2 protein-coding genes and 1 pseudogene are annotated in these 1,565 nt (G+C 70.1%); all 3 read left to right on the top strand.

The window, feature by feature from the left end:
- Window positions 1-661: glycosyltransferase (locus ACRDU5_RS03800; RefSeq protein WP_526612937.1), on the top strand; the 661-nt coding region annotated here is incomplete at its 5' end.
- Between the two features lie 69 nt (window positions 662-730).
- A pseudogene (locus ACRDU5_RS03795) lies at window positions 731-1,268 on the top strand (YbjN domain-containing protein); the annotation flags it as partial.
- Window positions 1,269-1,565, top strand: a 297-nt coding sequence (locus tag ACRDU5_RS03790) for a 2,3-bisphosphoglycerate-dependent phosphoglycerate mutase (RefSeq protein WP_526612938.1), incomplete at its 3' end; no start/stop codon positions are given.

Here is a 1,565-nt window from a genome sequence, read left to right as displayed (position 1 = left end):
GCATGTGCTGGCGTTCGTCGGGCGCATCCAGCCGTTGAAGGCGCCCGACGTGCTGCTGCACGCGGCGGCCCGGCTGTCCGTGGGGGCACCTCCCGCCCGAAGGGCAGGGGGACGGTTCGGCTCGGTGCGGGTGCTGGTGGCCGGCGGCCCGTCCGGGAGCGGGCTGGCCGCCCCCGACACCTTGGTTCGGCTCGCCGACGAGCTGGGGATCTCCGACCGGGTGACATTCCTGCCGCCGCGATCGCGCGAACAGCTGGTCGATGTGTACCGGGCCGCCGACCTGGTCGCCGTGCCGAGCTATTCCGAGTCGTTCGGATTGGTCGCCGTCGAGGCCCAGGCCTGCGGTACGCCGGTGGTGGCCGCCGCGGTCGGCGGGCTGCCGGTGGCGGTGCGCGACGGCGTCACCGGCACGCTGGTGCCGGGCCACGACGTGGACGACTGGGCCGAGGCGATCGGTGCGCTGCTGCAACGGGGCCCGGACACCATGCGCCGGGCCGCCGTCGAGCACGCCGCCACGTTCTCCTGGACGCACACCGTCGACGCGATGCTGGCCAGCTACGGACGGGCGATCGCCGACTACCGCACCCGCCGTCAGCGCCGCGACGCACTCGCGCGACGCAACGGCCGACGGTTCTCGATGCGGCGAGGGGTGCGGGCTTGAGCGAAGGCGAGCGCGAGTGAGGATCGCAGCGAGGTACGAGCGAGGACCGGAGCGAGCGGGAGTCGAGCAATGGGCCTGAGCGACGTCGCCCGGCTCATCGAGGACACCTGCAAGGAGCACGGCCTCGTCTGTACCCGCCACCAGGGGGCACACGGCGGGCTTCCCGGCATCATCGTCGAGCTGCCGGGCGAGCGCCGCCTCAAGACCAACACCATCCTGTCCATCGGTGAGCACTCGGTGCGCATCGAGGCATTCGTCTGCCGCAAACCCGACGAGAACCACGAAGGCGTCTACCGGTTCCTGCTGAAACGCAATCGCCGGCTCTACGGCGTGGCCTACACGCTCGACAACGTCGGTGACATCTACCTGGTCGGCCGGATGGCGTTGCAATCGGTGACCGCCGACGAGATCGACCGGGTGCTTGGGCAGGTGCTCGAAGCCGTCGACGCGGACTTCAACACGTTGTTGGAGTTGGGTTTTCGGTCATCCATCCAGAGGGAGTGGGCTTGGCGGGTATCGCGCGGTGAGTCGCTGACGAACCTGCAGGCGTTCGAGCACCTGATCGACGACGACGACGACCCGCGGGCGCCGGGATAGGCTCGGTGGCATGGGAGACGCGACGCTGGTGCTGCTCCGCCACGGCGAGAGCGAATGGAACGCGCTGAACCTGTTCACCGGATGGGTGGACGTCGATCTCACCGACAAGGGACGGGCCGAGGCGATCCGCGGCGGCGAGCTGATCGCCGAGCAGGGGCTGCTGCCCGACGTGCTGTACACGTCGGTGCTGCGCCGCGCCATCAACAGCGCCAACCTGGCGTTGGACAAGGCCGACCGGCACTGGATCCCGGTGCACCGCGACTGGCGGCTCAACGAACGTCACTACGGCGCGCTCCAGGGCCTGAAC

The sequence above is a fragment of the Mycobacterium sp. genome (assembly GCF_050701515.1).
Lineage (GTDB): Bacteria > Actinomycetota > Actinomycetes > Mycobacteriales > Mycobacteriaceae > Mycobacterium.
This window is presented reverse-complemented; position numbering and strand designations above follow the sequence as displayed.